We start from the raw sequence: 25,400 nt of genomic DNA, 5'->3' as shown, positions 1-25,400 counted from the left end.
CCATGATTGAGATCCGCAATCTTTCCAAAAGCTTTACCCTGCATAATCAGGGCAGCGCAGCCATCCCGGTCATGGCGGACGCGCATCTTGAGGTCGCCCCCGGCGAATGCGTCGGGCTGATCGGCCGTTCGGGTGCGGGGAAATCGACACTGATGCGCATGGTCTATGGCAATTACCTTGCCCAGGAGGGCTCGATCCGGGTCGGGGATCTGGATGTCGTCAGCGCCGAACCGCGCCAGATCATCGCCCTGCGCCGCGCGGTGCTGGGCCATGTCAGCCAGTTTCTGCGCGTCGTGCCGCGGGTTCCAACGCTGGAGGTCGTGGCCGAGCCGCTGTTGCGCCTTGGCGTGCCGGCGGATCAGGCCCGCGCCCGGGCAGCCCGGCTGCTTACCCGTTTAAACATCCCCGAACGGCTGTGGACGCTGTCGCCGACCACATTCTCGGGCGGCGAACAACAGCGGGTGAACATCGCCCGCGGCTTTGTCCACGACTACCCGGCGCTGCTGCTGGACGAGCCGACGGCAAGCCTTGACGCCCGCAACCGCGAAGAGGTCCTGCGCCTGATCGAAGAGGCCAAGGCCCGGGGTGCGGCCATCCTTGGCATTTTCCACGATGAGGCAGCGCGCGACCGCGTTTGTGACCGCCTGGTCGATGTGACCGCCTTTACCCCGGGACTGGCGGCATGAGCCGGCATCTGGTCGCGGTAGTCGGCCCCTCGGGCGCGGGCAAGGATCTGCTGATGGTGCTGGCCTGCAAGGCGCGGCCCGATCTGCGGGCCGCGCGCCGCGTGATTACCCGCCCCAGCGAGGCAGGAGGCGAAGATTTCGAAGGCGTCAGCGATGCCGAATTCACCGCCCGGGCACAGGCCGGAGCTTTTGCGCTGCATTGGCGCGCGCATGGGCTGGGCTACGGCATCCCGGTCGAGGCGCTGTCGGGCGATGGCACGCTGCTGTTTAACGCAAGCCGCGCGGTTCTGGCCGAGGCGCAGGCACGCTTTCCCGACCTTGCCGTGGTGCTGGTCACCGCCCCGCCCGAGGTGCTGGCGCGCAGGCTGGCCGGGCGCGGACGCGAAAGCGGTCCCGATCAGGCGGCACGGCTGGCGCGGGCGGATTTCCCGCTACCGCCCGGCATCACCCCGCGTATCGTGATAAACGACTCTACCCCCGCTGAGGGGCTGGCGCGGTTTCTTGCCGCGCTTCAGCCCGAAAGGGCATAGCGATGCAGCAGGCGGAAACGCCCATCCTCGCCCTCGCCAAAAAGGCACAGTTCGGCCAGCCGGAATGGTCTGGGCAGGACCGGGGCGAAATGCGCATCAAGGACCCGCGCCGCCTCGCTTGCCAGCGGTTCATCCAGCCGGTCCGAGAGGGTCAGGTGAAAGCGGAACTCGTCCATCACATAGGGATAGCCCCAAAGGTCCAGCAGCTCACGCTGGCGCGGCGTCAGAAGGTCGGGGCGGCGGCGGGCAATCTCGGCCTCGGTCAGGGGTGCGCGAAACCCGTCAAGCGCGGCAACCACCGTCGCAGCAAGGGTTTGCAGGGGGGTCGTGTCGCCCTGCGGGATCAGCGCCAGAAAACCGCCAAGGCTTGCCAGTTTCAGCCCGGACAGGGTTACGGGGGCAAGCTGCGCGGCAAGCCGGCTCAGCGCGTCATGCAAGCCTCCGGCATCGCGGCCCTCGGCCAGCCGGAAAGGCGGCTTCAACGTGCCGTGAAAACCGTATCTGCGCGGATCGCGCGTGATGTCTGCCGCAGGCAGGCCCAGATCGGGCTGTTCAACGGCTTGACCAGTGGCGGCATCCCAGCCCAGCCACGCGCTGGCATGACGGGCAAAGGCACCCTCGGGCGGGGCGTAATAGATGGCGTAACGCTTCATATCTTCCATGCGCAGGCTCTTAGCGGTCGTGTGTCACAGCACTGTGACATGCCGGTGGCATTCAGCCCGCCCATCTACCCGGACGCAAGACAGGACGAAAGACGATGACCGAAACCATCCTTGCCAATGCCACTCTGATCCTGCCCGATGAGGTGATCCGGGGCACGCTGCGCATGACCGAAGGCCGCATCTCTGCCATCGACCATGGCAGCGCCGTGCCCGCGGGCGCGATCGACTGCCAGGGCGATCTGGTCCTGCCCGGCCTGATCGAACTGCACACCGACAACCTGGAGCGCCACATCCAGCCGCGCCCCAAGGTGAACTGGCCACATCAGGCCGCGATCCTTGCCCATGACAGCGAACTGGCAAGCGTCGGCATCACCACGGTATTCGATGCGCTGCGCGTCGGTTCGGCCGTGTCAGGCGGCGGGTCGGAACACGGCGAATACGCCCGCGCCATGGCCGATGAGATCCTTGAACTGCGCGCGATGGGCGCGCTCAAGATCAGTCATTTCCTGCATCTGCGCGCCGAGGTCTGCTCGGAAACGCTGGTGACCGAGATGGCAAAATTCGGGCCGGGTGACCGCATCGGTATCGTCAGCCTGATGGACCACACCCCGGGAGAACGCCAGTTCCGCGATCTTGAAAAGCTCAGGGAATATGTCTGCGGCAAGCATGGCCTGTCGGACGAAGGCTTTGCCGATCACGTCGCCAGCCAGCGCGCCCTGCGCGAACGCGTGGGCCCGCTGCATGAGGCAACGGCGGTGGCCGAGGCGCGGCGCTATGGCGCGGTGCTGGCCAGCCATGACGACACCACTGCGGGACAGGTCGCGGTCTCGGCCGGGCATGGCGCGCATTTCGCCGAATTCCCCACCACATCCGAGGCCGCCCGCGCCTGCCGTGTCCATGGCATCCGGGTGATGATGGGGGCGCCGAACCTGATCCGGGGCGGCAGCCATTCCGGCAATGTCGCCGCAGCCGAACTGGCCGAGGCAGGTTTGCTTGACATTCTGTCCTCGGATTACGTGCCCTCGTCGCTGCTATCCGGGGCGCTGCTTCTGGGCGATCTGTGGGGCGACATGGCACGGGGTATCTCCACAGTTACCCGCGCGCCCGCCGAGGCGACCGGCCTTGACGACCGTGGCCGGCTTGAGCCGGGCGCGCGGGCCGATGTGATCCGCGTCGCCCGTATCGGTAAGGGCGCAGCACTGCGCGGTGCCTGGGTTCAGGCCAACCGCATCGCCTAAGCGCCCCTGGCGGATGGTCCCGCCCTGACGGCGGGACCGAACGGCCGCTTAGAACGGGCTGTCGGGATAATAGAACTGTCCGGCGTTCTCGGGCGTGATCAGCCGGCTGCTGATGATAAAGCGGCCGGTCATCGGCGAGTTTGAGACAAAATTCAGCGCCGTCATTTCAATCGCGGCGGAAATAAGCGCCGGAGGATAGGTCACATTGACCGGCAGCTGCTTGTCACCATCCATGATGCGCTTGACGATTTCCTTCATCCCGGCGCCGCCGATCACCCACATCTCATCCTGGCGGTTCGCGGCGGAAATCGCCTCGAGCACGCCCAGGGCCATGTCGTCATCAGCCGCCCAGACCGCATCGATCCTGGGGTATTTGGCCAGATAGTCCTGCATCACCGCAAAGGCGTCGTCACGGTTCCAGTTGCCATGCTGCATGTCGAGGATTTCTACCTCGGAACCCTCCAGCGCCTTTTGGAAGGCCTCGACCCGCTCATTATCAAGCGTGGTTGGAATGCCGCGCAGGACGACGACCTTGGAGCCCGGCTCAAGATGTTCACGGAAATATTCGCCCGCGACACGGCCAAAGGCGGTGTTGTCTCCCGCGACATACAGATCCTCGATCCCCTCCTGGCTAAGGCCCCGGTCAACCACGGTCACGAACTTGCCCGCGTCCTTGACGGCCTTGACCGGTGCGGTCAGCGGCTCGGATTCAAAGGGCAGGACCACCAGCGCGTCGATATTGCGGGTGGCCATCATGTCTTCGATGTCATTGACCTGTTTGGCCGCATCGCCAGCCGTCGACAGCACGAATTCAAGGTTCGGATAGGTCTCGCCCAGCCGTTTGATCGTGTCCTGAGCATGCCAGTTCAGCCCGCCCATGAACCCATGCGTCGCCGACGGGATCGACACGCCGATGATCTTTTTCTCGCCGTCCTGCGCAAAGGCGGCGCTACCCATTCCCATGGCCGCGACCAGCGCGGCGGCCTTCATCAGGCTTCTGCGTTTCATCTGTTCTTTCCTCCCCAGTCACCGCTCCTCGGCGGCGCGTTTTTCCCGCTGCAGCACCACAGCAAGAACGATGATGACCCCCTGGATCGCCCCATTCAGATAGGGGCTGACCAGATCGGCCAAATTCAGGATGTTGTCGATCAGCGACAGGATCAGCACGCCGACCACCGTACCCCAGACCCGGCCGCGACCACCCTTTAACGCCGTGCCGCCGATGATCACGGCGGCAATCGCCTCAAGCTCCCACAGCACCCCGGTCGAGCCCGAGGCCGAGCCGAGGCGCGGCACGTAAAGGACGACCGCGATCCCGACCAGTGCGCCCAGCAGCACATAGGTCAGCAGCCGCACCCGATTCACGTCGATGGCCGAATAACGCGCCACCCGGTCGTTTGAGCCGATCGCTTCGACATGGCGGCCAAAGCGCGAATGGCGCATGATCCATTCGCCCAGCACCGCGACCATGGCAAAGGCGATGATCGGCCAGGTGATCCAGCCGATGCCGCCGTAATAGACGGGCCGGTAAAGCGTGCGCAGCCCATAATCGAGCGACAGCGTGCCCCCGTCAGCAAGCCATGTCACCAGTGAGCGGAATATGCCCATGGTGCCAAGCGTGACGATGAAAGGCTCGATCCGCGCCTTGGTGATCAGCGCACCGTTAAGGTAACCGGCAACGATACCGCCAAGGACCGCCACCGCCATGCCAAGCAGAATAGTCCCCCAATTGCTGCCCAGACCCGGCAGGGCAACGTTCATGGCAATGATCGCAACCCCCGCCAGAAAGGCGGCCATCGAGCCCACCGACAGATCAAGTCCACCCGCCGTGATCACGAAGGTCATGCCCACCGCGATCAGCCCGATAAAGGCCGAGCGCGCCAGCACATTGGTGATATTTGCCGGCGCCAGAAACGAGCTGTTCAGCGCCGCCCCCAGGATCACAAGGGCGATCAGCGCAACAAGCGGGCCAAGGGTATGCAGGTCGATCTTCATGCGGCTTCTCCGGTCACGCCCATGGCAAGGCGGACGATACGGTCTTCGGTCATCTCGCTGCCGGACAATTCTCCGGCCAGCCGCCCCTCGCGCATGACCAGCACGCGGTCGGCCAGACCGATCACTTCGGTCATCTCGCTGCTGATAACGATAAGGCTGCGGCCCTCGGCGGCAAGTTTGCGGATAAAGGCGTAGATCTGGCTTTTCGTGCCCACATCAATGCCACGCGTCGGCTCGTCGATCAGGATGATCCGCGGGTCCGACAGCATCACCTTGGCCATCAGCAGCTTTTGCTGGTTGCCGCCCGACAGTTTGCCCGCCGCAATATCGCGGCGTGGGGCACGGATATCGAATTCGCGTGTCGCCTGTTCCAGCGCCGCATCCTCGGCCCGCGTGTCGATCCGCCAGCCACCAAAACGTTCAAGCGTCGCAAGCGTCAAATTCTCACGCAGCCCTTTGTCAAGCAGCAGCCCCGCCTCTTTGCGGTCCTCGGTCAGATAGGCAAGGCCCGCGGCAAAGGCGTCGCGCAGGCTGCGGATGGCGACGGGCCTACCCGCAACGCAGATTTCGCCGCCAGCGGGGCGCAGACCGACCAGCCCCTCGGCCAGTTCGGTGCGTCCTGAACCGATCAGCCCGGCAATGCCCAGCACCTCACCCCGACGCAGGGTGAATGAGACGTCGCGCACCCGGCCCGGCACGGTCAGACCCCGAACCTCAAGCGCGGGCTCATCACCGGGCTGGCCTTTCGGCGGGTAGAAGTCCTGCAACTCACGGCCGACCATAGCGGCGGCCATGCCATCCTCGCTCAGATCACCGCGCATGGCGCGGCGCACCACGCGACCATCGCGCAGTACGGTGATGCGGTCGGCCAGATGCGCCACCTCGTCCAGGCGGTGCGAACAGTAAAGGATCGCCACCCCTTCGGCCCTCAGGCGGTCGATCTGACGGTAAAGCGCGCCGACCTCGCGATGGGTCAGGACCGCGCTTGGCTCGTCCATGATCAGCACCCGCGCCTTGCGTGACAGGGCCTTGGCGATCTCGACCATCTGGCGGTCGGGAACCGACAGGTCGCGGATCAGCGCCCCGGGATCGACCCGGGTATCCAGTCGCGCCAGCAGCGCCGCCGTCGCCTCATGCATGGCAGCATGATCAAGCCGCCAGCCGCCAATTTCGCGCCCCAGAAACACATTCGCCGCCACCGTCAGATCGGGGGCAAGGTTGAATTCCTGATGGATGACGACAATGCCCCGGGCCTCGGCCTCGGGACCGCTGGTCAGCCGGACGGGCTGGCCGTCCAGCAGCACCTGCCCCAAAGTCGGATCCAGAAAACCGCCGAGGATCTTCATGATCGTCGATTTTCCGGCCCCGTTTTCACCGATCAGGGCATGAACTTCGCCCGGTTCCAGCGCCAGATCGACGCCGTGCAGCACCTCGACCGGGCCAAAACTTTTCGAGACGTTATCAAGCGCGAGTACGGTCATGACCCGACCTCGACCCATGCGCCGTCCCGCGCGGCCGAGGCCTGCGTCGCGGCGATAAACGCCATGCCGGAAAGCCCGGCCTCAAGCCCCGGAACACGGTCAGCAAGGCTGGAATCACCGCGAATGATCGCCGCGATATCGCTGTAAATATTGGCAAAACCTTCCAGATACCCCTCGGGATGGCCGGGCGGGGTACGGAAAGAGGTGCTGCGGTCCTGCGCACGGGTCAGGATGCGGGCCGGACCATCCTTGGGCGACAGGATCAGTCGCTCGGGGTCGGGCAGACGCCATTCCAGCGCGGCTTGCGTCCCAAAGATACGCAGAGACAGGCCGTTTTCCTGCCCGACCGCGACCTGACTGACCCAGATGCCGCCTTTCGCGCCCGAAGCATAGCGCATAGCAATGCGGGCATCGTCATCGACCGTGCGGCCCGGAACCATGCTCGACAGATCCGCCGAAAGCGCCACGGGGGTTTGCCCGGTGACGAATTGCGCCAGTTGCCAGGCATGGGTACCGATGTCGCCGATGGCACCCGCCCCGGCGCGGGCCGGATCGGTGCGCCATTCGGCCTGTTTGCTGTCTGCCTGATCAGCCAGCCAGCCTTGCAGATATTCGGCCTGTACCAGCCGGATATCCCCCAGCGCGCCTTCAGCCACAAGCGCCCGTGCCTCGCGCACCATGGGCATGGCACAATAGTTATGGGTCAGGAAAAAGCGCGCGCCGCTGGCCTGTGCAGCCTCGGCAATCTCGCGCGCTTGTTCGGGCGTCGCGGCCAAGGGTTTATCACAGATCACGTGAATCCCCGCGCGCAGAAAGGCTGCGGCAGGCGCGGCGTGCAGATGGTTGGGGGTGACGATGCTGACAGCCTCGATCCCGTCTTCCCGCGCGACCTCGGCCCGGGCCATGTCGGCGAAATCGCCATAGCTGCGGATGCCCAGCCCGGCGGCGCTGGCCGCCGCCCGTTCAGGGTCCGAAGACAGCGCCCCCGCGACCAACTGAAACCGCCCGTCCATGCGCGCAGCGATGCGGTGAATGGCGCCGATAAAAGCACCGCTGCCGCCGCCGACCATGCCCAGACGAACCGGCCTCATAGCCCCAGCGCCTTGTTTATGGCCGCGCGATCTACCTCGCTGGCGGCGAAATCGTCAAAAGCATGTGGCGTGACGCGAATGATGTGATCACGCACGAAACGCGCCCCCTCGCGCGCGCCGTCCTCGGGGTGTTTGAGCGCGCATTCCCACTCGACCACCGCCCAGCCGTCGAAATCATATTGCGTCAGCTTCGAAAAGATCGCGCCGAAATCCACCTGCCCATCCCCCGGGCTGCGAAAGCGGCCGGCCCGGTCGGCCCAGGGCTGATAGCCGCCATAGACACCCTGCCGCCCCGAGGGGCGGAACTCGGCATCCTTGACGTGGAACATGCGGATGCGGTCGTGATAGATGTCTATATGTTGCAGGTAATCAAGCTGTTGCAGGACATAATGCGACGGATCATACAGCATGTTTGCCCGCGCATGACCGCCGAGACGGTCCAGAAACATCTCGAACGTCACGCCGTCGTGCAGATCCTCGCCGGGGTGGATCTCGTAACACAGATCAACGCCCTGCTCATCAGCCAGATCCAGCAAAGGACGCCAGCGCGCAGCAAGCGTGTCAAAGGCCGTCTCAACCAGCCCCGGCGCACGCTGCGGCCAAGGATAGAGATAGGGCCAGGCAAGCGCCCCCGAAAATGTCGCCATCCGGTCAAGACCCAGCAGCCGACTGACCCGCAGCGCCCGACCAACCTGATCGACTGCCCATTCCTGCCGCGCACGGGGATTGCCGCGCAGCGCAGGCGGCGCAAATGCATCAAAAGCCGCGTCATAGGCTGGATGAACGGCGACAAGCTGGCCTTGCAGATGGGTCGAAAGCTCGGTCACCTCGACGCCGTTCTGACGGGCGATGCCCAGAAATTCGTCCCGGTAATCGCGCGACTGCCCGGCCAGCGACAGATCCAGCATGCGCGAATCGGTCGTCGGCACCTGCACCCCGCGATAGCCGCAATCGGCGGCCCAGCGGGTGATACCATCCCAGCTGTCAAAAGGCGCCTTGTCTGCGATGAATTGCGCCAGAAACAGCGCCGGTCCCTTGATGGTCCGCATGTTCCCCCTCTCTCCTCATGTGCAGGCTGCCTTGCCCTGCAATCGATTGCAAACATTTTCTTGCACCCTGCAAGAGCGCAGGCGTAATCTTGGGTGATGAGGAACCAAAGCCCGCCCGGAAGGGCCAGATTGTCGGATGTCGCGCGGCGCGCCGGTGTGTCTGCCGCCACCGTCAGCCGTGTGCTGTCCCGCCCCGGGCTTGTTGCCGAGGCCACGCGTGAGGCGGTGCTGAAGGCCGTCTCGGAAACCGGCTATCGGATCAATCACGCCGCCCGCAACCTGCGCAAGCAAAGGACAGGATGCGTGGTGGCGCTGCTGCCCAATCTGGCCAATTCCTTTTTCGCCAAGATCCTTGACGGCATGGGCCGTGAACTGGCCAGGGCGGGCTATAACCTGCTGGTCGCCGACACGCTTGAGGACAGCGGCCGCCACACCCGGCTTGACCGTTTCCTGGATCCTTCGCGCGCAGACGGGATCGTGCTGATGGACGGACTTGCGCCCTTTAACGATCTGGCCGGACGGCCCGACCTGCCCCCGGTCATCACCGCCTGCGAATGGATCGAGGGCGTGGAACTGCCGCGCGTCATGCTTGATAACCGCAAGGGCGCGGAACTGGCCGTTACCCATTTGCGCGATCTTGGCCATGACCATATCGGCCTGATCGGCGGACCGCCCGACAATGTGCTGCACAAGGACCGGCTTGCGGGTGCGCAGGCGGCGGCAGGATCGGCGCGCATCACGGGGTTTCCCGGGGATTTCACCATGCAGTCAGGCCAGCGCGCAGCCGAGGCCTGGCTCGCCCTGCCCGCACGCGACCGGCCCGGCGCGGTCTTTGCCTTTTCCGATGAGATGGCCTGCGCCTTTATGTCCGGGCTGCGGCGCGCAGGCATTAGCGTGCCTCAGGATCTGTCGATCATCGGCTTTGACGATATCGAACTGGTCTCGCACCTGACCCCGGCGCTGACCACGATCCGCCAGCCCAAGCGCGAGATCGGGCGCAAGGCGGCGCAGATCATCCTTGACCGGATCGCGGGGCAGGAAATCCCCACCGTAACCCTGCTTGAGCCCGAACTGATGCTGCGCGAAACAACAGCCGCGCCGCAACGCTGAACGAAAAAAGGGCACCCTGGTGGGACGCCCTTTCAGAACCGTTCAACAAGGAACCATTCCCCGGAACCGGAATCAGTCGGCGCTGGCCTCGTTCAGTTGCAGGCCAGCCGGGGCGCCATGCAGATCATGGATCGGCTGGACATCGCCGCGCAGATCTCCGGCAAGGGCGCGGTCGAACTGGTCGCGATCAAGCGCGCCTTCCCAACGGCTGACGACAACGGTCGCCACCGCATTGCCGATAAAGTTGGTGATCGAGCGGCATTCCGACATGAAACGGTCCACACCCAGGATCAGCGCCATACCCGCGACAGGCACCGTGGGCACGACCGAAAGCGTCGCGGCCAGGGTGATGAAGCCCGCCCCGGTCACACCCGCCGCGCCTTTCGACGACAGCATCGCCACCAAAAGCAGCAGAATCTGCTGTTGCAGCGTCAGATCGGTGTTGGTCGCCTGCGCAATGAACAGCGCCGCCAGCGTCATGTAGATATTGGTCCCGTCGAGGTTGAAGCTGTAGCCCGTCGGCACGACCAGCCCCACGACCGAGCGGCGGCAGCCCGCGCGCTCCATCTTCTCCATCAGCGAGGGCAGCGCCGATTCCGAGGACGAGGTGCCCAGCACCAGCAGGATCTCGGCCTTGAGATAGGCGATCAGCCGAAAGATGGAAAACCCGTTCACCATGCAGACCGTGCCGAGCACCACGATCACAAACAGCGCCGAGGTCAGGTAAAAGGTCCCGACCAGCGTCGCCAGATTGATCACCGAAGCGATGCCGTATTTGCCGATGGTAAAGGCAAAGGCTCCAAAAGCCCCGATGGGCGCGGCCTTCATCAGGATATCGACCATACGAAAGACGGCGTGGCTGATCGCCTCGAACAGGGTGACGACCGGCTTGCCCTTGTCGCCGATCAGGATCAGACCGATCCCGAACAGGATGGCGACAAACAGCACCTGCAGGATATTGCCATCGACAAAGGCCGAGGTGATCGTCGTCGGAATGATGTCCATGACGAACCCGGTCAGCGAGGTCTCATGCGCCTTGGCGGCGTAATCGGCGACCTTGCTGCCGTCGAGCGTCGCGGGATCGATGTTCATGCCAGCACCGGGGCGGATGACATTGGCCGTAATCAGCCCGACGATCAGGGCAAGCGTCGAAAAGGTCAGGAAATAGCCAAAGGCCTTGCCGACGACCGAACCCACGCCCCTGAGCGTACCCATACCGGCCAGCCCGGTGACGATGGTCAGGAAAATCACCGGGGCGATGATCATCTTGACCAGTTTGATGAACGCATCGCCAAAAGGCTTCAGCGCCTCGCCCGTCTCGGGGTAGAAATGTCCGATCAGCGCACCGGCGAAGATGGCGCAAAGAACCTGAAAATATAGATGCCTGTAAAATGGCCGCGGTGCGTGAGCGACCGTCGCGGCCGTGGTGTCGATGTGCATGGGGCCTCCTCCAACCTGCGTATGACGGCAATGTGACGGCCATGATAAATTCGCAGGCGGCGGCGCCCAAAAATCGCGCGCATGACAGCAATGCATTGTAATCATGGCTTTTTACGCAGATCACTCCGGCGCATATGTGTGGTTTTCCGCACAGATCTGATCTGTTAGTGTGGGAATCCGCACAAGCCTGATTCCCGGGAAAACCATGGTCGCCACCGTCGATTCGCATAGCGAAAGCCCCCGCCTGACATTGCGGCGGGTGATGGTTGTGGCGGCGCTTGTTCTGGTGCTTGTCCTGCTGCTTGCCCTGACCTTTCGCATTGCGCAGGCCAGTGCCACGCGCGAACTGACCGGGCGGCTGGCAATCAGCGCCCAAAGCCGGGTGCAGACGCTGGAAAGCGTTCTTGCCAAACAGCGTGTGGTGGCAACCGTGCTTGCAGATGACGCGGCTGTGCGGCAGGCTTTGATGGACCCTTCGCGCGCGAATGTCGCCCGGGTTTCGCAAAAGCTTGGGCGGCTGAAGGAACAGACCAGCAGCGCGGTGATCTACCTGCTGAACCGCGACGGGATCGCGATCGCCGCCTCGAACTGGCATGAACCGGACAGTTTCGTCGGCTCGGACTATAGTTTCCGCAGCTATTTCACCGATGCGCTGGACCACGGTGAAGCAACGCAATTCGCGCTTGGCACGGTCAGCAACCGCCCGGGCCTTTATCTGTCGCATGACATACCGCAGGCGGGACACGCCCTTGGCGTCATCGTGGTTAAGGTCGAGTTCGAGCCGATGGAGAAAGGCTGGGCTGAGGCCGAGGAAACCACGCTTGTCACTGACAGCTCCGGTCAGGTGATCCTGACAAGCCAGCCTGCGCTGCGCTTCATGCCGATGCCGCCCCAGCCCGCTGGTCAGGTTTCGGCCCGGCTGGCGGTGCCGGGTGCGGATTGGGTGCTTTGGTTACGGGCGTCTGCGGCCGAGGCATCGCGGGCGGCCCTGCTGGCGGCGGGGACCTTTGGCTTTCTCTTTACCCTCTTTGCCGGCGCGGGGTTCTGGGCGCTGCGCATCCGTAGCCGCACCGCCCGCCGGATCGAGGCCGAGCGCCGCTATCGCGCCGATCTGGAGCGCGCCGTGGCCGAGCGTACCCGTGACCTGACCACCGAAATGCGCGAACGCCGCACCTCCGAACAGCGGCTGTCGCAATTGCAGGGCGAGATGGTGCAGGCCAACAAGCTGGCAACCCTTGGCCAGATCGCAGCCGGCGTCGCGCATGAGGTGAACACGCCGCTGGCCACGATCCGTCTGCTGGCCGAAAACGGTCGTCAGATGCTGGACGAAAAGGACGCGCCCGAGGTCAGCCGCAACCTGTCGCAGGTGCTGCGCATGACCGACCGCATCGCCCAGATCACCACCGAATTGCGCGGCTTTTCCCGCAAGGCCACTGGCACGCTTGGCCCGGTTGCGATCAAAGAGGCGCTGGATGCGGCATTGTTGCTGACTGCCAGCGGGCGGCGCGCTCAGGATATCCGGCTGATCCTGCCCGAGATCCCCCCGGGCCTGCGTGCGATGGCCGAAACGGTAAGACTGGAGCAGATCCTTGTGAACCTGCTGCAAAACGCCCAAGAGGCGCTTATCGGCCGTCCCGGTCCCGAAATCCGGGTCACTCTGCGGGATGACGGGGCGATGCTGCGGATCAGTATTTCAGACAACGGGCCCGGCCTTGCGCCCCAGATCGCGGCCAGCCTGTTCACCCCCTTTGCCACCAACAAACCCGAGGGGCTGGGCCTTGGTCTGGTCATCTCGCAAGAAATCGCGCGCGATCTGGGCGGCAGCCTGACCGCCGAGCCACCGCGCGAAGGCGAAGGCGCAACCTTTCATCTGGACCTGCCGAAAGCTCAATGACCGACGCTCCACTTGTCCGCCTTGTCGATGACGATCCCGACCTGCTTGAGGCGCAGGCGCAGGCGCTGCATCTGGCCGGCTTTCGCGCCGAAACCTTTACCGATGCGGCAAGCGCGCTGGACGGGCTGGGTCGCGACTGGCCGGGGGTGGTGCTGTCAGATGTGCGCATGCCCGGCATGGACGGGTTTCAGTTGTTCCAGCGCATCCATGCGCTTGACCCCGATCTGCCGGTGATCCTACTGACCGGACATGGCGATGTGCCGATGGCAGTCGCAGCCCTGAAACAGGGGGTCTATGACTTTCTGACCAAACCGGTTGGCGGCGACACGCTGGCTGCGGCGCTGACGCGGGCGGCCTCGAACCGGGCGCTGGTGCTGGAAAACCGGGCGCTGCGCCGCCAGCAACAGGACAGTGCTGCGCGCGAAACCCGGCTGATCGGGCAAAGCCCCTTTATGCAGCATCTGCGCGAGACGATCTCGCGCCTTGCCGAGGCAGGCAGCGACGTGCTGATCCTTGGCCCCGGCGGCTCGGGCAAGGAAACCGTGGCCCGCGCCATCCACCGGCAAAGCCCGCGCCGCGCCCGCGCCTTTGTCCATATCGCCTGCGCCGCCCTGGACGAGGCACGTTTTGAGGCCGAGATGCTGGGGACCGAGCAGCAGGGCCGTGGCCCGCGCCAGCCCGGCCGGCTGGAGACCGCGCATCGCGGCACGCTTTATCTGGACGAAATCGAGGCGCTGGCCCCGCCCTTGCAGGCCCGCCTGCTGGCACTGATCGAGGCGCGCCAGATCCAGCCCCCCGGCACCGCGGCCCCCCGACCTCTGGACCTGCGGGTCATTGCCGCAAGCCACGCCGAGCTGCCGCGTCTGGTGCAGGCCGGGGCGTTTCGGGGCGATCTGTATTACCGGCTGTCAGGCGCGACCCTGACTCTGCCTCCGCTGGCCGAGCGGCGCGAGGACATTCCCGAGCTGTTTCGCCATTTCCTGCTGGCGGCCTCGGCCCGGCTGAACCTGCCGGTCGCGCCAGTGACCGGTGCAGTCAAGGCGCGGCTGGTCGGTTATGGCTGGCCGGGCAATCTGCGCGAATTGCAGCAGTTCGCCGAAAGCCATGCGCTGGGGCTAACCCCCTTTGACCCGCCGGCCGAGGGGGATGAGGCCCCCGGGCTTGCCGATCTGGTCGGGGAATATGAGGCCGAACTGATCCGCGAGGCGCTGCGACTGGCCCAGGGCAATGCCACGCAGGCAATGGCCAGGCTGCGGCTGCCGCGCAAGACATTCTATGACAAGCTGACCCGCCACGGCATCCGCCCCGCCGATTTCCGGCCGGGCTAAAGTGCCTCAAGCCGCGCGCGCAGATGCGGCATCCGTCCCAACGACGCGGCCAGCCGGTTTCGCCATGCGGGGCCTTGCTCTAGCGCGGTTTCATAGGCGTCGCGCAAATCATCGGGCCGTTCCTCGGCCAGAACGTCGATCAGGAATTCGGCCTGCGCCCGATCCTTGCGCGATTTCAGCGTATCAGGCCCGTCACGGCGGCGGTCGGCAACGATCAGCTTATGGATGGCAAACCGCTCGGGCCTTGGCACCTGAATAAGAAACCCTGAACGATATAGCAGCGGCACCCGGATCGGATCGGCAATCAGGTAGTTCAGGTAATGCAGGCTCTGCGCCGAAACGCCAAGTGCGGGCAGATCGCGCAGCCCCTCGGTGCCGTCGAAACAGGGGGTCAGGAACTCGACCAGCGTCTGTTGCTCACCCTGACGCCAGCGCCAGACCCGCTGTCCGTCAACGGCTGGCAAAGGGTCAAAGCGCAGGTCGCGAAACACCTCGGCCAATGGCTCGGTCACCTGATCGCCCAGAACCAGCGACAGGCGCTGAAAGCTCGCGATGTCGATATCGTCGGTCATTGCGGTCTGGTCAAAACCGATACGGACGCCAAGTTCGCCTTCGTAACAGCGAAAGGCCTGGGTCCCGACCAGCGTACCGCCCAGCCGGAATACCCCGGCCCGTGCCATGGCCGAAATCACCTGACCAGAACCACGGTCGGTCATCAAACAGCCCTCGGCCCGCAGAATGCGCATCAGGCGCGAACGTTCGCGCTGGCTGTTACGCTCGGCCGCGCGCAAGGCCTCAAGCTGTTCCAGACGCGCGCGCAATTCATCGCTGTCCTCGCCGATATAGCGGTCGATGATCCGGTCCCCGAGGCGGAAATGATCGTACCAGTATTTTTTCTGCCCGATCGTCTTGAGCCGGGGCGTACCGTGCAATTCACTGACCGCAGCGTCCTTGAGATGCCGCAAAAGATCGGTCCATGCTGCCACAGCCACGGGGGAAAGATGCTGCACCATGATTACCCCACAAAGATAAATTCGTGGGGTAAGATAGCAGAACCTCTAATACCCCACAATAAATTATTCGTGGGGTAGAGGTTGCCAGCTATTCCGCAGCCCCGGTTTGCAGCCACGGCCGGCGGGTCGAGATCTGGAACACATCGACCGGGCAGGCGTCGATACAGCCGCCGCAGTTCTGACAATCGCCGGACAGGATCAGCGGACTACCCTGCCCTTTCAGCGCCGGGACGATGACATGCGGCTCGGGGCAGATGTTAAAGCAGGCGCCGCAATCAGTACATGCGCTGCGCCTTGTGGCCGAGACGCGGACCAGCGCGCCCCGCCCGATCAGCCCATAAAATGCTCCGACCGGGCAAAGATGACTGCACCACGCCCGCCGCGAGACAAATAGGTCAAGCAGGAACACCGCCAGAATGATGCTCCAGCCAAAGCCGATACCCGAAATCAGCGCCCGTTGCAGCAGGCTGACCGGATTGACGAACTCCCACGCCACAGCGCCTGTCAGGGCCGAGGCAAACAGCGTCCCCGCCAGAATGACCAGCCGGCTGCGGCGGTCAAGCTTGCGGTCACGCGTCAGCCCGGTCTTTTCGCGCAGCCAAAAGGCCGTGTCGGTGACGATATTGACCGGGCAGACCCAGCCGCAATAGGTCCGCCCGCCAAGGACCAGATAGGCCAGTGTGATCACAGCCGCGCCGCTTAGCACCGGCCAGGCATGTATGGCGCCGCCGAAAATGCCCTGCACGACGATATAAGGGTCGGCCAGCACCACCAGCCCGGCGATGTCGCTTGCGGCGAAATTGCCGCGCACGATCCAGATCCCCCCCCATGGCCCCAGCATGAAAAGCCCCAGCAGGGTTATCTGGCTGAACCGGCGCAGCAGCCACCATTTATGGCTGCGCAGCCAGCCCCGCTTACCAAGGCTGAGCCGTCGGCTCTCACTGATCAGCGGGCCAATCATGCCGGCCTGCCCGCGCGGTTGCGCCCCGGACCGCCCAGACCCAGATCGCGCGGCAGTACCCGGATCGATGCATGGCCGGTGACGCAATGCTTTTCGCAAGTCCCGCAACCGGTACAATGGCGCGAATGCACGGTCGGGATCATGATCTTGCGGCCGTCCACCTCGCCCGGTTCAAGGGTGATCGCATCGCCCCGGATCGGGCAGACCCGGACACAGATGCTGCAATTCATCCCCTTGTAATTCAGGCAATCCTCGTGCCCGACCAGCACTGCGACGCCCATATCGGCATCGCGGATCGAAGGTATCTCGCGGTCAAGCGCCCCGGTCGGACAGGCACGCGCGCAAGGGACGTCCCTGCACATGTAACAGGGTTCCTGTCGCGGGGTGAAAAAGGGCGTGCCAACCGCGGCCTCTGCCCCCCATTCAGCAAGCGACAGCGTGTCATAGGGACAGGCCTGCACACACAGCCCGCAGCGCACGCAAGCAGCCAGGAAATCGGGCTCGGGCAGGGCTCCGGGCGGGCGCAGGGCGCGGGCATCAGCATGCGAGGCCGATCTGACCAGCGCCGCCAGAGAGAACCCGCCCAGACAGGCCGCCCCGGCGCCACGCGCGATCTCTTGCATGGCCGTGCGGCGGGTCATCTTGCGCTTGCTGGATGCCATCCTGCGTTCCTTTCGGGCTCTAGTCGGTCGGGGCCGTCTCCTTGCGGATGCGCTTTTGTTCGGCCAGCAGCGGCTCATAGCGGCGGTCCGTCAGCGTTTCGAGAAAAGCCACCAGCGCATCGACCCGCGCATCGTTCAGCATCAGCCCCGATTGCAGTTCGGGCAGAGACAGGTTCTCGGCCACCTCGGGCTGCCCCCAATCCCGACCGGTTTCGGGATTGATGCGCGATTCAGGCCGGCGACTGGTGTATTTGTTGTAAAACAGAACGGCAGTGCGCAGGTCCTCGAACACGCCGTTATGCATATAGGGCCCGGTCACAGCGACATTGCGCAGGGTCGGCACCTTGATGCGCCCGGCCTGCGCGGGATCGTCGATACCGGGACGGGCAAGCAGCCCCAGATCGACATGATCCGGCCCCAGACCGCTGGCTGCACGGGCCCCGGGATTCACTGGCACGCCGATGTTGTGATATTCAAAGCTCGTGAAGGTCTCGCGCTCGACCACGCCCTGCTTTTGCAACTGGTGGCACAACCGACAGTTCCAGGTGATAAAGACGGTATAGCCGAACTCTTCCTGCGGGGTCAGGCCTTCTTCGCCGCGCTGCCAGCGGTCAAAGCGGGAATCAAAGGGCATGAATTCCTGGCTGCGCTGATAGGCCGCAAGCGCGGCCGAGGCCCCCTTGAAGGCCCTGTCCACATCATCAAGCGCGCCGGGACCAAAAAGCGCGGCAAAGCTTTCCTGATAGCCCTGCTCGTCACGCAGCCGCGCCACCACCGCCGCCTTGTCAGTCATCGCCATCTCGACCGGGTTCAGCATCGGCTGGCCGGCCTGATCCTCAAGGTCATCGGCCCGCCCGTCCCAGAACTGCCCACCCTTGTAGCGGCCCTTGGCGTCACGGTGAAACGATGGGCTAAGTGCGGCATAGCTGAGCGTCGGCGTATTGCGGTCACCATAGGAAACGCCGTCATCGCCAAGCGAAACCGCCCGGCCCGCCACCCCTTCGCGCGGGTCGGTAAAGGCGTACTCGGGATCATGGCAGGTGGCACAGGACTGGGTGCCGTTCCGCGACAGCGCGGGATCATGAAACAGCCGTTGGCCAAGCTCGGTCAGATCGTGCTGCACCTGCCCGGAGGTTGGGCGGGGGGTGCGCCCGGTCGCCGCGCCGACCGTTACCACGGCCCCGATCAGCGCAAGGACCAGCAAAAAAGGCGAAAGGGAGCGCGGAAAAGACATGGCGTTCAGACCCCGACCCCCTCGGGCCCGACCAGCGATGGCGCGGCATGGTTGCGGGCGCGAGTTTCGGCCACGATCAGACGATGGGCGACCAGATCGGCCAGATTGGCCAGTTGCGAAAGGAGTTTCTGTGCAGCCAGATCGTCGGCCAGCGGTGCAAGCACCCCTTCTGCCGTGAACAGCCGGTCATGATGGGGACGCAACAATCCGACCAGATCCGCCAGCCCTATGCCCTGCAAATCCTCGGGCGCGTTGATGGCGCCAGAGTGGATCAGCATCTCTTCGCTGACCCTCAGGCTGGCCGCACCCGAGCGCGCCAGCGCGGCGTGGCCGGTCGCGGCGGCGTGCAGGACCGCAAAGCCTGCCATCAGCCTGCTTGCCGCATCGGTGGCGTTACGGGCACGCTGAAACAAGGTGACAATGGGGACCAGATCGGGCGCAACCGGGGCCAGCGAGGCCAGATCCAGCTGCAGGGCGCTGGGGCGGAAAGGCGTGCAGCGCCAGCGCGCATCATGGGTCAGATCGGCGATACGCCAGCCTGCGATGGCCATGCCGCGCCCGGTTTCCACCAGATAGCGCAGGATACGCGGTTTGATCGCGGCATGGGCGCGGGCCAGCGCCTCCTCGGCCGAAGGGGCCGAAAGGCGGCACAGGATCTCGGCCAGCTTGCCGCCCTGATTGCCGTGCAGGCTGATCCGAACTGGCCCGGCGCCGCCTTCGGCCTGATCCCCGATCTGAGGCAGGTGCAGATCCTCGGGGACAAACAGATCCAGCTCCCAGATTTGGGCGACCGGGTTGCGCAGAAAGAAGCCGACCAGAAATTCCCGCATACGGGCGTCGGCCCGTGACAGGCTGATGCTGTCCCGGCTGCTTTCAGCCTTAAGTGCGGCGCGGATGTCATAGGGGATCCACATGGGCGGCTCCTTTCCGTTCCGGTCACTCGACCGTCACCTTGGCGCGCATAAAGGGGTGGGGTGTGCAGTGATATTCATAGCTGCCCACCGCATTGAAGGTGATCGCATAGGCCTGATCCTTCTTGAGCATCTCACCCTTGAAGGCATCATCGCCAACCACGCCCTTTTTGAAGGCGACGTTATGGGGCATGACCTCGCGGTTGACCCAATAGACCGTGTCCCCTGCCTGAACGGTCAGTTCGGGCTGGTCGTATTTCATCTTGTCGATATTGACGATGATGGCGTCGGCCGGGACATCGGCGGCGGTCAAGACGGACCCACCGGGCGCAATGGCCCCGTCAGCCAGGGCAGAAAGGGCGCCGGTCGCCACCAGCATCACAGCGGCAAGCACAGACCGCGACGTTTTGGCAAAATTCATGGAAAAGTCCTCTTTAGGTACGGGGTGCCGGACGCGGCCAGGGCGCATGAGCCTCAGGCGGAGGAGCGCGTCCGGCGGGATCGTCAGCTTGCCTTGCCGACGATAGGAGAGATGGTGCAGTGATAGGTCATGGCGTCATCCGCGGCACCGAAACACCAGATGATGTCATTGGCGAATTCCGGGCGATAAACCGGCAGTTCGCCCTCGGTGTTGAGGCACGGACAACGGCCCGACACATTCGCACCGCAGCAATCGCGATAGGCGATCAGATAGCTTTGCCCGTCAGTCGGGTTATAGCAACTGGCCACCCAGGACGCGGTCGCAAGCTTGGTGCCCGGCGGGCAATTGGTCAGCGAACCGCCCGAGCAATCGCAGATATTGCCGTCGATCGAGCAGTGCCGCCAATAGTCGCAGGATTGCACGTCATGATCCTGCGGCTGCCATTTGGCGCGCGGATCCGCCCCCTCGGGGGCCGAGGCAGCATTGGCGCGGCTGACGCGGCCGCGGCGATCCACCGGCAACAACGGCACGATGGCAGCCCCCGCCAGCACCGCGCCAAGGCGGCCGATGGCACCCCGGCGGCTGGTGCGGCCGGCCACCCGGCGGGACAGTCTTTCGACCATATCGTCAAATCTGAAGTTCCCCAGCATCGTTAATCCTCCCTCTGCCTGGGTCGAGACGGAAACGGCCGGGTCAGGCCGCGTTCTTTTTGCGGCTGGCCATGAATTGCTGCAGCGAGGCAAAGCCGGTCTTGTCAGCCTCAAGCAGGCTTTCCAGATGCTCGCGCGTGTTGGTCAGCCCCTTGGCCTTGATCTCTCCATTCGCATCCAGCAGCACGCCATAGGGGATCTTGCCGACCTGGAAAGCCATGCCGATTTCAGCCGAAACGACATAGCGGATCTGGCCAAGATCATGGTTCCTGAGGAAACGCGCATGTTCTTCGGCCGCACCGTCGCTGATCATCACCACGCCGATCTTTTCGGCCCGGGCAATGGATTTGATGATCGGGAACAGCTTGTCGCAGACCGGGCAGGTCGGCGCAGTGAACATAAGCAGCGTCGGACGCCCCTCGGCCGAAGCACCGCCGATATGGACCGGACGACCGAAGTAATCGGGCAGGTCGAATTCGGGGGCCTGATCTCCGATATCGGGACCGTGGTCGGTGATCATCGCGCCCATGGGCGATGAGCGCTCATGCAAAAGCCCGATCTGGCGCATAAGGCCCAGCATGACCATGGTGACACCCAGAAAGGCGATCCAAAGCAGAATGTTCGAGGCAATCAGATAGGTCATGTCAGCGGCCTTTCGCTGTAGAGGTTGCGTTCTGCGTGGCGGAGAGCCCGCCCAGCAGCGATGCGCTGAAGTAAAGAAGCATGAGGACCGCCCCGGCGATCAGCCCGGTTGCAAGCTCGGCCAGCCCGGCCGGACGTGCGGAGGGATGCAGTGCGGCCACCGCAGCAGCCAGCCCGGTCAGCAGGACGTTGCGACCAACGACCAGCCAGCTGATGCGTTGTTTCATGCCGCCGCGAAAACAGCCGCAGTCGATCTGGGTACGCCCGCGCAGCACGTTGATGGCGATGGCCAGACCAAAGATCGCAAGCAGCAGCGCCGCGACAAGGGCAGCGGGCCGCGCCAGCGCCGGAACAAGCAGCGCCACCGCGACGGCCAGCTCTGCCACCGGCAGGACCATCGCGACGGCCCGCGCCAGCCAGTCGGGCAGCAGGCGAAAATTCCGCACCACGCCATAGAACTCTTCGATCCCCGCGAGCTTGGAGATTGCGGCCGTCGCGAACAGCGCCGCAAGAAAGCTGCGTAGCGTCCAGAGGATCAGCGGTTCGTGCAAAAACGCCGCCATCTCATGACTCCATGTCATGGGTGATGAGGACCTGCGGCCCACGGCCCAGCTGGTTGACGCTGCGCAGCTCTTTGCCCGAGGCGGCGTCATAGATGTGCAGGGTCTGTGTCCCGGCCGACAAACCGTAAAGCAGCGGCTCGGCATCCTGGCTGACGTTGATCGAGTCGATCTCGTGGCCCATCTCGATCTTGGCAATCCGCTCGCCCGTCGCGGCGTTCAGCACCAGAACAAAGCGGCTTGCGGTTTTGTGCTTATGCCCGGCGCGTTGGTCCACCAACAGATAGATCCGGTCAGAGCTACGATGATAGGCGACCTGCTGCCAGCCACCCGGGGCCCAGCCTTCGGCGCGCTCGGCCTCGGTCAAGGCCTCGATCGGATTGCGGAACCCAGCCTCTTCGGCGGTCAGATCCATCTGGTAAATCTTGCCGGTATAGGTCGGCCAGACCAGCCTGCCGCTACGGCTGGGATATGCGGGATGGTTGATCAGCAGCTCTTCTTCGGGGTGAAAGACCTTGCTGTTCGAGATCTGGGGCTCATCCCCCGCGATATCGACCCGCGCCAGGCTGCCGTCACGGCAGTTCATGTAAAAGACCGTCGGGCTGGCCGGAAAGATGTGATAGCAATCCGGCACATCAATCATGCGGTCGAACTTCTTGGCCTCAAGATCGACGATGCCAACCGCCGGGGCGGGCGAGAACTGATAGAACAGGAATTTCTTGTCGTCCGGCGTCAGCGCATTCATCCACTGATAGGTGCCGACCAGAAAACGCGAGTCCTTGGGCAGCTCGATATCCGCGGTAGGTTCCAGCGTTTCGGGATCAAAGACCTCGATGTAATCCGTGCGGATACCGCGTGCGATGCGCGAATAGACCGTGCTCGCCTGCGCAAAGAACGAGCCGTCATTGGCTGCGACCGGCTGAGGCAGAAAGCCGCCATCGGTCATGCCAAGGACCTCTCCGGTCGAGCCGTCGATGACGAACTGCTGGGTCACCGCGGCGAAATGGGCCGGGTCCTGCACATAGACGCGCCGGGCATCGGGTTTTGGCGCGTTCAGGATCACCGGCTCGTCAGCCTCACCCGCCGCAAGCTGGCGCGCAGCCTCGGCAGCGGCGCGCTGGCCCTCGGTCATTGTCTCGTCCGGGCTGCTGTCCTGCGCAAAAGCCGCACCCGTTGCCAGCAGAAATGTGGTCGCGCACAGGCCCCAAAGCCGTGTGTCCTTGATCGTCGCTCTGCGTGAAAGAGCCATGGTTTTCCTCCCAGGGATGTGTTCGCCCGGCCCATCCGGGAACCCGGACAGAGGGAGAACAGGAAAAATGAGAGATTTCAGTTAATTGTCAGATCATCGCCAGCAGGGCGAAAGCCGCGCCCAATGCGGTCAGGATGGCACCGTCAGCGATGGCTGCGCGTTCCTGATTGCGTCCGAGCCATGCCTGAATGGCGTAATCCGTCACCGGGAACAGGTTCACAGCCACCGGCAGAAAGCGTCCCAGATTGAACAGCGCGATAATGGCGATGGCCTCGACAGGGTTGCCGGTCAGGATTGCAGCTGCGGTCATCATGTAAAGCAGCGGCGTCTGCACATAGGTCAGGTAATCAAGCCCCAGCGACAAACCGTACAGTCCGCCGACCACCCATTTCGGAAACCGCTGGCGGGCGTCATGCGGCACCTGCGCCCGGCGCTGCGGATAGGGCACGCGCAGGAAATCCAGCTGATGCGCGCCATAAACCAGCCCGATCAGCGCCAGCACTGCCAGACCAAAGCCGCTGGTAAAGCCTGAAAAGCCCAGCGACATCCCCAAGGCACCCAGCAACGTGCCCAGGATCAGCGCCCCTGCGACATAGCCAAGCCCATGCATGGCAAAGGTCGGCAGCCAGTCGACCAGCGCCCGCGCACCCTTGCCCGTCGGCCGCAAAAGCGAGATCGATGAATAGCCACAGGGCGACCATGTGGACAAAAGGCCGCCCAGAAAAGCCGCAACACCAATGCAACCCCACAGCGCCATACCCGAGCCGCTATTGTGCAAAATCAGGCCACCGCCAAGACCAGCCGCGATGGCCAGCGCCATGATGGCCAGCCGGCTTGTCCGGGAAAAGCTGCCGGGAAAGACGGTGCAGTCCGCTACACCATCCGTCTGAATACCCCCTAATCGGAAATCGTCAATCGAAGTCACCGTCCGCCTCCTCTCGTTCGGTCCCCCGGGGCCCTGCGACCTTTCGCCACGGTTAGCGCCAAAGATCGCCGGAACCCGACGCAACCACAGACTGGAGGCTGTTGCCCGCAGGCGAAATTCATATTTCTGCAGCCGGGGGCCGCAAAAACGCCGGGTGCAGAGGAAACGAATCAGTTCGGAAAATAACTTAGTCAGTTCAATTGGTTGATTTCAGGGACACTGCGGGTTGACCTGCGCGGCAACTCATCCTTTGGTTGCGGATGTCTTTGCGTCCCGGCGCGCAGGGAACAGCGTCGCGCACCATTCCGACAGTCTGCGCGCCAGCGGATCGTTGCGCAGATGGGGCTGCGTCAGCAGCCAGATCTCGCGTGAAGCCGACATGGGCGTCACGATCACATTGTCGAGCCGCGCCAGATCCCGGGCCATCAGATCGGGCAACATCCCCGCCGCCCGGCCGCTTGCCAGCATCGCCCGGATCAGGTTTAGGTTCGAGGTTTCAACCCGGATCGGTCGGTCTTTGACCACGGTGAACAGACCCGCCATCTCGGGCGTGTCGGCAAGGATCTGGGGATAGGCGGCAAGCATCTCGGTATCCGGCGCCATGGTGCAGGGCCGGACCAGGGAAAAGCTGATCTCTCCGACCCGGCGCATCAGGAAAGCGCCGCTTTTGGGCCTTCCAAGGCGCAGGGCCAGATCGGCCTCCCATCGCGACATTTCGACATTGTTGTCCGAGGTATCGATGCTCAGCGTCAGTTCTGGCAGTTCGGCCAAAAGGTCGGGCAGTTTCGGGGCCAGCCAATGTTCGGCGATGGCGGCGATAGTAGTGATGCGCAGCACCCGTTCAGCAAAATGCTGTTGGTCAAGCAGGCGGCGAATGCTTTCAGCCGCTGATTCCATATCATGCAGCGGGCGCATGATCGCCATACAGGCCGCTGTCGGCCGACGCAGCCCATCGGCAGGCTCAAACAACGAGACGTCAAGGGCGGTTTCAATCCGCGCTACGCGGCGGGCGACAGTCGTTTCGTCGATCTGCAGCGCCCTGCCCGCCCTGACATACGAACCAGTCCGATAGACGGCAGAGATAACCCGAAAGTCGTCCCAGTTCATTGCAGCAGCGCCAGATTTGCCCATATGCTGGGCAGTTAATCTGGTTTTCTGCCCGGATTAAAGGGGCTGTGCCCGACAAATCGGCATCAGAACAATCCATGCGCACCACCCACCGCCCCAATAACCGCGATGGCCGAGCCGGCAAGCAGCAGGCGATGCATCCGGTCCAGCCGGTCGAAATCCGCCGCAGGGTCGGGTGAGGTCGCCATGCGCCGGTGCAAAAACAGCGGCTCGATCACGAAAAGCATGACAGCAAAGACAAGCCAGACCGCGAGCATGGCGTGCATCCACCAGAACGAGGGATCAGCAAAGAGGCCCCACATCGCGCCGCGCCAGATCATCCACAGCCCGCTAGCCCCGGCAAGCAGCACCCAAAGCCGCGCCTGCGGGGCAAACCGACCCTCGATCGCGTGAAAGGCGGCCAGCCGCCTGTCCGGGGGGTAAAGCCGGCGCAGCGCCGGTATCACCACCAGCGTCACGAAACCGACGCCACCAATCCACATCAGGACCGCCACGACATGCAGGATACGGGCCAGCGCCAGGTCGTCCATTAGCTCTGCT

Annotated in this window: 26 protein-coding genes; 6 read left to right on the top strand and 20 right to left on the bottom strand. The window is 64.1% G+C overall.

Translation table 11 applies throughout. The features are described 5' to 3' along the window. Window positions 1–2 precede the first annotated feature (2 nt). Together phnL and phnN are read left to right on the top strand one after the other, a co-directional pair. The gene (gene phnL / locus PARACOCCUSGL_RS0111560) at window positions 3–686 is read left to right on the top strand and encodes a phosphonate C-P lyase system protein PhnL (RefSeq protein ID WP_010396612.1); all 684 of its coding nucleotides are present in this window, start codon (window positions 3–5) and stop codon (window positions 684–686) included. Beyond that, window positions 683–1,216, top strand: coding sequence for a phosphonate metabolism protein/1,5-bisphosphokinase (PRPP-forming) PhnN (phnN, locus tag PARACOCCUSGL_RS0111555; protein WP_010396610.1), 534 nt, complete (start codon window positions 683–685; stop codon window positions 1,214–1,216). Before phnL ends, phnN begins: the two co-directional genes overlap by 4 nt. On the opposite strand, the gene PARACOCCUSGL_RS0111550 is transcribed toward phnN, so the two are convergent. Beyond that, entirely contained in the window at window positions 1,198–1,878 is a 681-nt protein-coding gene (locus tag PARACOCCUSGL_RS0111550) for a DUF1045 domain-containing protein (protein WP_010396608.1), read from the bottom strand. The genes phnN and PARACOCCUSGL_RS0111550 overlap by 19 nt on opposite strands. Window positions 1,879–1,973: 95 nt before the next feature. On the opposite strand from PARACOCCUSGL_RS0111550, the gene PARACOCCUSGL_RS0111545 reads away from it, so the two are divergent. Continuing rightward, window positions 1,974–3,116, top strand: coding sequence for an alpha-D-ribose 1-methylphosphonate 5-triphosphate diphosphatase (locus PARACOCCUSGL_RS0111545; RefSeq protein ID WP_010396606.1), 1,143 nt, complete (start codon window positions 1,974–1,976; stop codon window positions 3,114–3,116). Between the two features lie 48 nt (window positions 3,117–3,164). Here PARACOCCUSGL_RS0111545 and PARACOCCUSGL_RS0111540 read toward each other — a convergent pair whose 3' ends face one another. From PARACOCCUSGL_RS0111540 to PARACOCCUSGL_RS0111520, 5 genes are read right to left on the bottom strand one after another with little or no spacing between them, the layout of a single operon-like run. Further along, entirely contained in the window at window positions 3,165–4,124 is a 960-nt protein-coding gene (locus PARACOCCUSGL_RS0111540; RefSeq protein ID WP_010396603.1) for an ABC transporter substrate-binding protein, read from the bottom strand. 18 nt (window positions 4,125–4,142) lie between these two features. Continuing rightward, window positions 4,143–5,111: an ABC transporter permease gene (locus PARACOCCUSGL_RS0111535; RefSeq protein ID WP_010396600.1), complete on the bottom strand. Its 969-nt coding sequence runs from the start codon at window positions 5,109–5,111 to the stop codon at window positions 4,143–4,145. Continuing rightward, entirely contained in the window at window positions 5,108–6,592 is a 1,485-nt protein-coding gene (locus tag PARACOCCUSGL_RS0111530; protein WP_010396598.1) for a sugar ABC transporter ATP-binding protein, read from the bottom strand. The genes PARACOCCUSGL_RS0111535 and PARACOCCUSGL_RS0111530 overlap by 4 nt, the downstream gene beginning before the upstream one ends. Next, window positions 6,589–7,683, bottom strand: a complete 1,095-nt coding sequence (locus PARACOCCUSGL_RS0111525; protein ID WP_029372106.1) for a Gfo/Idh/MocA family protein — start codon at window positions 7,681–7,683, stop codon at window positions 6,589–6,591. The genes PARACOCCUSGL_RS0111530 and PARACOCCUSGL_RS0111525 overlap by 4 nt, the downstream gene beginning before the upstream one ends. Further along, window positions 7,680–8,732 carry a sugar phosphate isomerase/epimerase gene (locus tag PARACOCCUSGL_RS0111520; RefSeq protein ID WP_010396596.1) on the bottom strand — a complete coding sequence of 351 codons (1,053 nt, stop codon included), beginning with the start codon at window positions 8,730–8,732 and terminating at the stop codon, window positions 7,680–7,682. The genes PARACOCCUSGL_RS0111525 and PARACOCCUSGL_RS0111520 overlap by 4 nt, the downstream gene beginning before the upstream one ends. A 96-nt stretch (window positions 8,733–8,828) precedes the next feature. On the opposite strand from PARACOCCUSGL_RS0111520, the gene PARACOCCUSGL_RS0111515 reads away from it, so the two are divergent. After that, a complete protein-coding gene (locus tag PARACOCCUSGL_RS0111515) occupies window positions 8,829–9,842 on the top strand; it encodes a LacI family DNA-binding transcriptional regulator (RefSeq protein WP_029372105.1) in 1,014 nt (337 codons plus the stop codon). A 72-nt stretch (window positions 9,843–9,914) separates the two neighbouring features. Here PARACOCCUSGL_RS0111515 and PARACOCCUSGL_RS0111510 read toward each other — a convergent pair whose 3' ends face one another. After that, window positions 9,915–11,282, bottom strand: a complete 1,368-nt coding sequence (locus tag PARACOCCUSGL_RS0111510; RefSeq protein WP_010396593.1) for a dicarboxylate/amino acid:cation symporter — start codon at window positions 11,280–11,282, stop codon at window positions 9,915–9,917. Window positions 11,283–11,487: 205 nt separating this feature from the next. Here PARACOCCUSGL_RS0111510 and PARACOCCUSGL_RS0111505 point away from each other — a divergent pair, with 205 nt between their 5' ends. Together PARACOCCUSGL_RS0111505 and PARACOCCUSGL_RS0111500 are read left to right on the top strand one after the other, a co-directional pair. Then, window positions 11,488–13,176, top strand: coding sequence for an ATP-binding protein (locus tag PARACOCCUSGL_RS0111505; RefSeq protein WP_010396592.1), 1,689 nt, complete (start codon window positions 11,488–11,490; stop codon window positions 13,174–13,176). Next, window positions 13,173–14,504: a sigma-54 dependent transcriptional regulator gene (locus PARACOCCUSGL_RS0111500; RefSeq protein WP_010396590.1), complete on the top strand. Its 1,332-nt coding sequence runs from the start codon at window positions 13,173–13,175 to the stop codon at window positions 14,502–14,504. Before PARACOCCUSGL_RS0111505 ends, PARACOCCUSGL_RS0111500 begins: the two co-directional genes overlap by 4 nt. Here PARACOCCUSGL_RS0111500 and PARACOCCUSGL_RS0111495 read toward each other — a convergent pair. From PARACOCCUSGL_RS0111495 to PARACOCCUSGL_RS0111435, 13 genes are all read right to left on the bottom strand, one after another. Next, window positions 14,501–15,517: a GSU2403 family nucleotidyltransferase fold protein gene (locus tag PARACOCCUSGL_RS0111495; protein ID WP_010396589.1), complete on the bottom strand. Its 1,017-nt coding sequence runs from the start codon at window positions 15,515–15,517 to the stop codon at window positions 14,501–14,503. The genes PARACOCCUSGL_RS0111500 and PARACOCCUSGL_RS0111495 overlap by 4 nt on opposite strands. Window positions 15,518–15,605: 88 nt before the next feature. After that, a complete protein-coding gene (gene napH / locus PARACOCCUSGL_RS0111490) occupies window positions 15,606–16,478 on the bottom strand; it encodes a quinol dehydrogenase ferredoxin subunit NapH (RefSeq protein WP_010396588.1) in 873 nt (290 codons plus the stop codon). Then, entirely contained in the window at window positions 16,475–17,140 is a 666-nt protein-coding gene (gene napG, locus PARACOCCUSGL_RS0111485) for a ferredoxin-type protein NapG (protein WP_010396587.1), read from the bottom strand. The genes napH and napG overlap by 4 nt, the downstream gene beginning before the upstream one ends. 19 nt (window positions 17,141–17,159) lie before the next feature. Then, window positions 17,160–18,374, bottom strand: a complete 1,215-nt coding sequence (locus PARACOCCUSGL_RS0111480; RefSeq protein ID WP_010396586.1) for a cytochrome-c peroxidase — start codon at window positions 18,372–18,374, stop codon at window positions 17,160–17,162. Between the two features lie 5 nt (window positions 18,375–18,379). After that, complete coding sequence (gene mauJ, locus PARACOCCUSGL_RS0111475; protein ID WP_010396585.1) at window positions 18,380–19,288, bottom strand: methylamine utilization protein MauJ; 909 nt, start codon at window positions 19,286–19,288, stop codon at window positions 18,380–18,382. A 22-nt stretch (window positions 19,289–19,310) separates the two neighbouring features. After that, window positions 19,311–19,706 carry an amicyanin gene (locus PARACOCCUSGL_RS0111470; RefSeq protein ID WP_010396583.1) on the bottom strand — a complete coding sequence of 132 codons (396 nt, stop codon included), beginning with the start codon at window positions 19,704–19,706 and terminating at the stop codon, window positions 19,311–19,313. Window positions 19,707–19,789: 83 nt separating this feature from the next. Then, a complete protein-coding gene (gene mauA / locus PARACOCCUSGL_RS0111465; RefSeq protein WP_010396581.1) occupies window positions 19,790–20,356 on the bottom strand; it encodes a methylamine dehydrogenase (amicyanin) small subunit in 567 nt (188 codons plus the stop codon). A 43-nt stretch (window positions 20,357–20,399) separates the two neighbouring features. After that, a complete protein-coding gene (gene mauD / locus PARACOCCUSGL_RS0111460) occupies window positions 20,400–20,999 on the bottom strand; it encodes a methylamine dehydrogenase accessory protein MauD (RefSeq protein WP_010396578.1) in 600 nt (199 codons plus the stop codon). Window position 21,000: 1 nt separating this feature from the next. Further along, window positions 21,001–21,561, bottom strand: coding sequence for a MauE/DoxX family redox-associated membrane protein (locus PARACOCCUSGL_RS0111455; protein WP_010396575.1), 561 nt, complete (start codon window positions 21,559–21,561; stop codon window positions 21,001–21,003). A gap of 1 nt (window position 21,562) precedes the next feature. Next, window positions 21,563–22,807, bottom strand: a complete 1,245-nt coding sequence (gene mauB, locus PARACOCCUSGL_RS0111450; protein ID WP_010396574.1) for a methylamine dehydrogenase (amicyanin) large subunit — start codon at window positions 22,805–22,807, stop codon at window positions 21,563–21,565. Window positions 22,808–22,895: 88 nt separating this feature from the next. Further along, window positions 22,896–23,732: a hypothetical protein gene (locus PARACOCCUSGL_RS0111445; RefSeq protein ID WP_010396572.1), complete on the bottom strand. Its 837-nt coding sequence runs from the start codon at window positions 23,730–23,732 to the stop codon at window positions 22,896–22,898. A 243-nt stretch (window positions 23,733–23,975) separates the two neighbouring features. Beyond that, window positions 23,976–24,839, bottom strand: a complete 864-nt coding sequence (locus PARACOCCUSGL_RS0111440) for a LysR family transcriptional regulator (RefSeq protein WP_138918338.1) — start codon at window positions 24,837–24,839, stop codon at window positions 23,976–23,978. 86 nt (window positions 24,840–24,925) lie between these two features. After that, window positions 24,926–25,390 (bottom strand): membrane protein, encoded by a 465-nt coding sequence (locus PARACOCCUSGL_RS0111435; RefSeq protein WP_010396567.1) that lies wholly within the window; start codon window positions 25,388–25,390, stop codon window positions 24,926–24,928. Between the last annotated feature and the right edge of the window lie 10 nt (window positions 25,391–25,400).

The sequence above is a fragment of the Paracoccus sp. TRP genome (assembly GCF_000185925.1).
Classification (GTDB): Bacteria; Pseudomonadota; Alphaproteobacteria; order Rhodobacterales; family Rhodobacteraceae; genus Paracoccus; species Paracoccus kondratievae.
Note: the sequence above shows the minus strand (reverse complement) of the source record. Positions and strands in the feature narration are given on the sequence as shown.